Raw genomic sequence first — 8,010 nt, forward strand, 5'->3', positions numbered from 1 at the left:
AATCTTCTGCTCGGCCAGCACTTCGCTCATCGGGCGCAACGTGAAGTCGGGATGCGCGGCCAGGAATTCGGCGATGACTTCGTCGTTTTCTTCTTCCAGGAAGCTGCAGGTGCCGTACACCAGGCGGCCGCCCGGGCGCACCAGGCGCGCGGCGCTGGCCAGGATGGACCCTTGCTTGGCGCGCATCTCGGTGAGCGTCTCCACGCTCTGGCGCCACTTCATGTCGGGATTGCGGCGCAGGGTGCCCAGGCCGCTGCAAGGCGCATCGACCAGCACGCGGTCGAGCTTGCCGGCCAGGCGCTTGACCTTGGCATCGTTCTCGTGGGCGATCACCACCGGATGCACGTTGGACAGGCCGCTACGGGCCAGGCGCGGTTTGAGCTTGGCCAGGCGCTTTTCGGACACATCGAAGGCATACAGGCGGCCGGTATTGCGCATCAGCGCCCCCAGCGCCAGGGTCTTGCCACCGGCGCCGGCACAGAAATCGACCACCATCTCGCCGCGCTTGGCGCCGACGATCTGGGCCAGCAACTGGCTGCCTTCATCCTGCACTTCGATGGCGCCCTCCTTGAACAGCGGCAGGTTCTGCAGGGCCGGTTTCTTGAACACGCGCAAGCCCAGCGGGGAATAGGGCGTGGGCTCGCAGGCCACCGGGGCCTTGGCCAATTCGGCCATGACCGTGTCGCGGTCAGACTTGAGGGCGTTCACGCGCAGGTCCAGCGGCGCCGGGCGGTTCATGGCATCGGCCAGTTGCAGGGTGGCTTCTTCCCCCATGCGGGCCACCAGCTTTTCCCACAGCCAGGGCGGCAGGTTGCTGCGCATCTGCGGCGCCAACTGGGTGCGGTCGATCTGGGCCACGCGTTCCAGCCAGTCGGCTTCGCCCTCCTGGAGCCCGGCGATGGATTCGGCGCCGACCGCATCGGCCAGGCCCAGCAGGGCCAGACGGCGCATCATGGGGCCGCTGCCGGATTCGGCGAAATTGGTCAGTACCGTCTTGTTGCGCAGCAAGCCGTAGACCGCCTCGGCGATCACGCCGCGCTCGCGGCTGCCCAGGCGTGGGTTGTCGCGGAAGTAGCGCGACAGGGTGACGTCGGCCGGGCCGGTGAAGCGCAGCACTTCGCGCAGCAGTTCTTCGGTATGGGGGATGATCGCGGGAGGCAATCTCATGCTAGGTCCTTCAGATTCAATTCAAGATAAGGGTGGCGCAAACGACAGGTGGCAGGCGCCTCAATGCTCGGCGGCCAGACGCACGCGGGCGCCATCCAGCGCCAGGCGGCCCTGCACGAACCAGCGCACGGCGCGCGGGTAGATCACATGTTCCTGTTCCAGGACGCGCTCGGCGAGCGTTTCTTCACTATCGTCCTCCAGCACCGGCACGGCAGCCTGGGCCACGATGGGGCCGTGGTCGAGGTCGGGCGTGACGAAGTGCACGGTGGCGCCATGCAGCTTCACCCCCGCCGCCAGCGCCTGGCGGTGCGTCGCCAGGCCGGGGAAACTGGGCAGCAGCGACGGGTGGATGTTGAGCATACGGCCCTGGTAATGATTGACGAAAGGCGCCGTCAGGATCCGCATGAACCCCGCCAGCACCACCAGGTCCGGCGCGAAGGTATCGATCTGTGCGCGCAGGGCGGCATCGAACTGGTCGCGCGTGGGATAGTCGCGGTTGGCAATGACGGCGGTGGCAATACCGTGGCTGGCGGCGAATTCGAGACCGCTGGCGTCGGCGCGGTTGCTGATGACGGCGGCAATTCTGGCAGGCCAGCGCTCGGCCTGTGCGGCGCGGACGATGGCTTCCATATTGCTGCCACGTCCGGAAATCAGGATGACAATGCTTCTCATGGTGTGCGCATTGTACCTGCTGGCGGCCTCTTCGCCCCCGCTTTTCACCATGTGAAAGCTGCGGCGTGGCGTAAAAGATTTATCAAAATGTGAAGAAAATTTACTGGAAGGAATAGAAGACCCGGAACGGCACCTTCTTTTCGGCCCAGTAATCGGCGGCGTCGCGGAACACGTCGAGCAGGGTTTCGCGGGCTTCCTTGTCGAATTTCTGGGTATTGGGCAGTTGTTCCAGCACCACGACGAAGCCGATCTGCTTGCCGGCCTTGTGGGTCAGGTCGGTCAGGCAATCGTGCAGGGCGTCGAAGTTCTTGCCGAAATGCCGCGGAAAGTGGAAGGCGGTGGCGATGGTAGTGAGCACCTGCTGCTTGGTGAGGGCCTCGGCACAATAGGCGTAGAGAAAATGCTGCTGCAGGTGCGCGGCCTCCTGCTGCAGCTCGTTCACGCGAAAGGCGCGGATCGACTGCACGATATTGGGCGGCACCGTTTTGAACAAACTCATTTTCCCTTCAGTATTCATAGGCGGGGCAGTGTGGCTGTCTTGGTTGTAATGGCTGACTTGGCTGACCTGATGTATGACGCTTGCTGCGGCAGGGCTTGCGCGCCTTGCCCTGCTCCTGGGCGCGATCAATCGCGGATGCGCCGGAAGGTCTTGTAATGATCGCTGGTGTAATAGTATTCGCCGGAAGAAGCGGGCTCTCCCCCGCTGATGATGCGGCGAGCGCCGCGATTGCGCGCACGCGGCGTCTTGACCGTGTATTCGCGATAATACCCGCGCTTTTGCTTGGGTAAAACCCCTTCATAGTTGCCGAAGACGGCGCCATCCTTTTCATATGGGAAAGGCCCGCCCTGACGGATCAGGGCCATGGTCTGCTGGGCTTCGCGCGGCAACTGGTCCAGGTTGACTTCCGGCAAGCCACCCGGCGCCGGGCCGCGGGCATGAACCGGCGCGGCCAGCATGAGGGCCGTCAGCAGGACCAGCCAGTAGCGGGTGAAGAAAGAGGAAATGAATCGGACTCGCATTTGCATCGTCGGCATTTATTCTTTAAATTGCAACTTTGTCAACAAGAGACAACAGCACTCGCTAGATTAACGTGTTGCTTTCGGCGAGGCAACCACGGCGGGCATGGAGTTTGACCGGCAGCAAGTCAGGCAGGGGCTTGGAGTAGCTGGGCGGTATCCGGTTCAAAAAAGGCCAGCACTTCCTCGCGCTTGTCGTAGGTATCGCTTTGGCCCAGGGCGATCAGTTCGCGCGTGAAGCTTTGTTCGAACAGCAGGTAGGAGGCCAGCGCCGAGCCACGCGCCTCGGTGGCGCCGATGCCGCCCAGCATGGTGCGGATGGGGCGCGGCAGGTTGACCACGTGGCGGCTGGCGATGCTGTCGATGCGATGCGAGGGCGAGATCACCAGGGTGCGGATGGGCTTCAAGGGGGTATGGCGGCGCTGCTCCTCATTCAATACGGACAGCGTCTGGTTGACCCGGTTGATGCGTTCGATATCGGCCGAGAGACCATCGAGGAAGATGCCCGACATGGCATGACCGGCTACCTGGGCCAGGCTGGGGTAATGCGGGGTATTGGTGGGTGCCTGTTCGCCCTTCTCGCCCATGCGGCCGGCGCCGATGATGAGCACCTTGGTGGCGCCCAGGTGGATGGCCGGCGAGATCGGCGCGATCTGGCGCATGGAGCCATCGCCGCAATATTCGCAGCGACCATCGATGTACACCGGAATGGCAGGAAAGATGAAGGGAATGGCCGAGGACGCCAGCAAGTGGTCGATGCCGATCTGGTCGCGCATGGCCAGGCGCTGGGTGCGGCGCCAGGGTTCGATTTCTTCTGCACATTGATAGAAGGTGATGTGCTGGCCGCTGGTGTAGGACGATGCCGTGACCGCCAGCGCGTGCAACTGGCCCTGCTCCAGCGCCGCATCCAGGCGCGGCAGGTCCAGCAGGCGATGCAGCATACTCACCAGCGGCGTGTTGTCCAGCAAGGAATTGGGTGGATTGGCGCGCCACTTGCGCAGCAGCCAGCCGAAGGAAAACAGCGACAGCCAGCGCGCGCCCGAGCGGATCACGCCCAGCGAATCGGCGCGGTACACCTGCTCCACCTTGAAATTGCTCCACACCGCCATCAGCTCGCGCACCGCCTCGCCGAAGTCATCGGCGCGGCACGCCAGGGCGGTGCCATTGATGGCACCGGCCGAAGTGCCGCAGATGATGGGGAAGGGATTGCTGTGCACCGGCCAACCGGCTTCGAGCAGGATCATCGAGATGGCGTTGAGCACGCCCACCTGGTAAGCCGCCCGGGCGCCACCGCCGGTCAGGATCAAGCCTGTTTTATGTTCCATGGTCTCCATAGGGGGAGCTTATCAGCAGCGCCCCCCTGTGGAGAAGAGAATTGGCCGGCAAATGCGGCTTATTTGGGTGGCCTGCGCATGGCGCCACCCCAGCCGATCAACTCGGCAGCGCAGGCAACAGCGGCACCAGCAGCAGCGCCACGATGTTGATGATCTTGATCAGGGGATTGACGGCCGGCCCGGCCGTGTCCTTGTAGGGATCGCCCACGGTGTCGCCGGTGACGGCGGCCTTGTGGGCATCCGAACCTTTGCCGCCGTGGTGGCCATCCTCGATGTATTTCTTGGCGTTGTCCCAGGCGCCGCCACCGGTGGTCATCGAAATGGCCACGAACAGACCCGTGACGATGGTACCCATCAACAGGCCGCCCAGTGCCGACGGTCCCAGCAGCAAGCCTACCAGGATGGGCACGATCACCGGCAACAGCGAGGGCAGGATCATCTCGCGGATGGCCGAGGAAGTCAGCATGTCCACCGCGCGGTCATACTCGGGCCGGCCGCTGCCATCCATGATGCCGGCGATGTCGCGGAACTGGCGGCGCACCTCCACCACCACCGCACCGGCGGCGCGCCCGACCGCTTCCATCGCCATGGCGCCGAACAGATAAGGAATCAGCCCGCCGATAAACAGGCCGATGATCACCGCCGGACTGGACAAGTCGAAGCTGGCCGTCTTGCCCACCGATTCCAGCGCATGGGTATAGTCGGCAAACAGCACCAGCGCCGCCAGCCCGGCCGAACCGATGGCATAGCCCTTGGTGACGGCCTTGGTGGTATTGCCCACGGCATCGAGCGGGTCGGTGATGGCGCGCACCGAATCGGGCAGGCCGGACATCTCGGCGATGCCGCCAGCGTTATCGGTGATGGGGCCATAGGCATCCAGCGCCACCACGATGCCGGCCATGGAGAGCATGGAGGTGGCTGCAATCGCAATCCCGTACAGCCCGGCCAGCCAGTACGACGCCAGGATCGCCGCGCACACCGCCAGCACCGGATAGGCGGTCGATTTCATCGACACGCCCAGCCCGGCGATGATGTTGGTGCCATGCCCGGTGGTGGACGCCTCGGCGATGTGGCGCACGGGCTTGAAGTCGGTGCCGGTATAGTACTCGGTGATATAGACCATCAAGCCGGTCAGCACGATGCCCACCACCGCCGCACCCATCAGCGGCAGGCGCAATTCGGGCGGCAAGAGCAGCCAGGTGACCGCGGCAAAGCCCAGCAGCGACAACCCCGCCGCCCACCACAGGCCGGTGTAGAGCGCCGCCATGATCTTCTTGCCCGGTTGCGCCTTGACCATGGCGCAGCCGACGATGGAAGCCAGGATGGAGACCCCGCCCAGTGCCAGCGGATAGAGCACGGCCAGGGTTTCCATGCCCTTCAACACCAGGCTGCCCAGCAGCATGGTGGCCACCAGCGTGACCACGTAGGTCTCGAACAGATCGGCGGCCATGCCGGCGCAATCGCCCACGTTGTCACCGACGTTGTCGGCGATCACGGCGGGGTTGCGCGGATCATCCTCGGGAATGCCGGCCTCGACCTTGCCCACCAGATCGGCGCCGACGTCGGCGCCCTTGGTGAAGATGCCGCCCCCCAGCCGCGCAAAGATGGAGATGAGCGAAGCGCCGAAGGCCAGCCCGATCAAGGGTTGGATGGCGTCATGCAGGCTCGCCGCACGCCCTTGCCCATAGACGAACAAGGCCCAGAAGAACAGCGACACCCCCAGCAGCCCCAGCCCCACCACCAGCATCCCGGTAATCGCCCCACCGCGGAAAGCCACGCCCAGCGCCTCGTTCATGCCGCGCGTGGCGGCCTGGGCGGTGCGCACGTTGGCGCGCACCGAGACATTCATGCCGATGAAACCGCAGGCGCCGGATAGCACTGAGCCCAGCAGGAAGCCGATGGCAGTGAGCCACCCCAGTCCGGGAATGACGGCAATGACGATCAGCAGCACCACCCCGACCATGGCGATGGTGCGGTACTGGCGCGCCAGATAGGCCGCCGCCCCCTGCTGGATGGCCAGGGCGATTTCCTGCATACGGGGATTGCCGGGGTCTTGCTTGAGAATCCAGCTACGCGATACCAGGCCATAGATCACCGCGACCAAGCCGCAGGCAATGGCAAACCACAGGGCAAGTGCCATCTTCATCTCCTTTTGTTATCACGACTCATCAACAATCACGAACATCGGGCGCCTCGCCCGGGCCATGCTGCCCCGGTGCGTCGCTGCCGATACTGCGCCGACAAATTGCGTCGCCCTTTTTATTGGAATTGTTCTGTCTTGCCGGGCCGCCGGTATCACGCCCTCGGGCGGGGGTGATGACCGGTGATCGGTTTACTTAGTTTTTGCGGTCAGCCGCGCTGGAGGCATGAAGCGCGACAGCATAAAAAAAAGCGGACGAAGTCCGCTTCACTTTACTCCGCCAGGGCGGCAAATGCACGATCCCTGATTTCTTCCACCGGACCCACGCCGGCGATCTTGCGATACTTGGGTGCACCGGGCTCGCCCGATTCAGCCCACTTGCCGTAGTAGCCCAGCAGCACTTCGGTCTGGTCATGGTAGACGGCCAGGCGCTTCTTGACGGTTTCTTCCTTGTCGTCGTCGCGCTGGATCAGCGGCTCGCCCGTGATGTCATCCTTGCCCTCGACCTTGGGCGGGTTGAACTTGACGTGGTAGCTGCGGCCCGAACCCGGGTGTACGCGACGACCGCTCATGCGCTCGACGATGGCGCTGTCGGGCACGTCGATTTCCAGCACGTAGTCGATGGCTACGCCGGCTTCCTTCATCGCATCTGCCTGACGCGTGGTGCGCGGGAAGCCGTCGAACAGGTAGCCATTGGCGCAGTCAGCCTGCTTCAGGCGATCCTTGACCAGGCCGATGATGATGTCGTCGGAAACCAGACCGCCTGCATCCATCACCTTCTTGGCCGCGATGCCAAGCTCAGTGCCCGCGGCCACGGCAGCGCGCAGCATGTCACCGGTGGAGATTTGCGGAATGTTGAATTTTTCCTTGATAAAAGTGGCTTGCGTGCCTTTACCGGCACCAGGCGCTCCTAAAAGGATGAGGCGCATAAGGGTTCCTAATTGAGGTTTTTGAAATATGAATGCTTGAATTCTTTTGTGACGTGATGGCAGAGGATCGCTGCCATCTGGACGGTTATGCAGCTTGTTTGCGCGCCGTTTGCATCAGCTCTGGGACGAAACTTACCACAAAATCTTACCTAACCATGACAAACGCCTGATTTTTAAGCAGTCTCCGGCTTTCGATTGTGTCGTGTCAGCTTGACATGGAACTTACAGCAAGCCGATCGGCGCCACCTTGCGCCGGATCATGCCTGCGGCCCGCCCATCAAAGCGCCGAGATGGTCTGGATCAGGGGGCTGTCGGGCGGCACCTCGAAATGCTTGCGCACGCGCAACAGATCCTCGGGCGTATCGACACCGGCCTCCGGCACCAGTGAAGTGACGTGCACCGCGATGGCATGTCCATGCCAGAGCACGCGCAACTGCTCCAGCGCCTCGATGCGTTCCAGCGGCGCCGGCGCCAGCGTCGGATAGAGCTGCAAGAAGCGGTTGCTGTAGGCATACAGGCCGATATGGCGCAGCGGCACGTATTCGTTGACGTGGTCGGGGCCGGTGGCGTCCGGCAACACCGCGCGCGACTTGGCAAAGGCATCGCGATGCCAGGGAATGGTGGCGCGCGAGAAATACATGGCGCAGCCTTCCTTGTTCAACACCACCTTGACCACGTTGGGATTGAAGGCATCCTCGGCGGTCTCGATGGCGTGCGCGGCCGTGGCCATCGGTACGCCCTCCTTGATGTG

The 8,010-nt window shown here is 63.4% G+C and carries 8 protein-coding genes; all 8 read right to left on the reverse strand.

All coding sequences use genetic code 11. From position 1 onward, the window contains the following. A partial coding sequence (locus I5W_RS08915; RefSeq protein ID WP_044528958.1) for an RsmB/NOP family class I SAM-dependent RNA methyltransferase occupies positions 1-1,167 on the reverse strand: 1,167 nt, incomplete at its 3' end. Between the two features lie 60 nt (positions 1,168-1,227). Beyond that, positions 1,228-1,839, reverse strand: a complete 612-nt coding sequence (gene purN / locus I5W_RS08920) for a phosphoribosylglycinamide formyltransferase (RefSeq protein WP_026052251.1) — start codon at positions 1,837-1,839, stop codon at positions 1,228-1,230. A gap of 100 nt (positions 1,840-1,939) precedes the next feature. Further along, on the reverse strand, positions 1,940-2,413 hold the full coding sequence (locus tag I5W_RS08925) for a barstar family protein (RefSeq protein ID WP_242405707.1): 474 nt from the start codon (positions 2,411-2,413) through the stop codon (positions 1,940-1,942). A gap of 50 nt (positions 2,414-2,463) precedes the next feature. Beyond that, positions 2,464-2,859 (reverse strand): ribonuclease domain-containing protein, encoded by a 396-nt coding sequence (locus I5W_RS08930; RefSeq protein ID WP_017454365.1) that lies wholly within the window; start codon positions 2,857-2,859, stop codon positions 2,464-2,466. A gap of 125 nt (positions 2,860-2,984) precedes the next feature. Continuing rightward, the gene (locus tag I5W_RS08935; protein WP_017454364.1) at positions 2,985-4,190 is read right to left on the reverse strand and encodes a patatin-like phospholipase family protein; all 1,206 of its coding nucleotides are present in this window, start codon (positions 4,188-4,190) and stop codon (positions 2,985-2,987) included. Between the two features lie 97 nt (positions 4,191-4,287). Beyond that, positions 4,288-6,330, reverse strand: a complete 2,043-nt coding sequence (locus tag I5W_RS08940) for a sodium-translocating pyrophosphatase (RefSeq protein ID WP_199901723.1) — start codon at positions 6,328-6,330, stop codon at positions 4,288-4,290. A gap of 272 nt (positions 6,331-6,602) precedes the next feature. Then, a complete protein-coding gene (gene adk, locus I5W_RS08945) occupies positions 6,603-7,259 on the reverse strand; it encodes an adenylate kinase (RefSeq protein WP_017454362.1) in 657 nt (218 codons plus the stop codon). A gap of 277 nt (positions 7,260-7,536) precedes the next feature. Further along, a partial coding sequence (locus I5W_RS08950; RefSeq protein ID WP_044528959.1) for a cytidylyltransferase domain-containing protein occupies positions 7,537-8,010 on the reverse strand: 474 nt, incomplete at its 5' end.

The sequence above is a fragment of the Herbaspirillum sp. B65 genome (assembly GCF_000333555.1).
GTDB lineage: Bacteria > Pseudomonadota > Gammaproteobacteria > Burkholderiales > Burkholderiaceae_D > Herbaspirillum > Herbaspirillum rubrisubalbicans.

What these genes read in the sequence shown, in the direction of transcription:
- purN (WP_026052251.1), bottom strand. Translation starts at nt 1,839, where the DNA reads ATGAGAAGCATTGTCATCCTGATTTCCGGACGTGGCAGCAATATGGAA.
- I5W_RS08935 (WP_017454364.1), bottom strand. Translation starts at nt 4,190, where the DNA reads ATGGAGACCATGGAACATAAAACAGGCTTGATCCTGACCGGCGGTGGC.
- I5W_RS08930 (WP_017454365.1), bottom strand. Translation starts at nt 2,859, where the DNA reads ATGCGAGTCCGATTCATTTCCTCTTTCTTCACCCGCTACTGGCTGGTC.
- adk (WP_017454362.1), bottom strand. Translation starts at nt 7,259, where the DNA reads ATGCGCCTCATCCTTTTAGGAGCGCCTGGTGCCGGTAAAGGCACGCAA.
- I5W_RS08940 (WP_199901723.1), bottom strand. Translation starts at nt 6,330, where the DNA reads ATGGCACTTGCCCTGTGGTTTGCCATTGCCTGCGGCTTGGTCGCGGTG.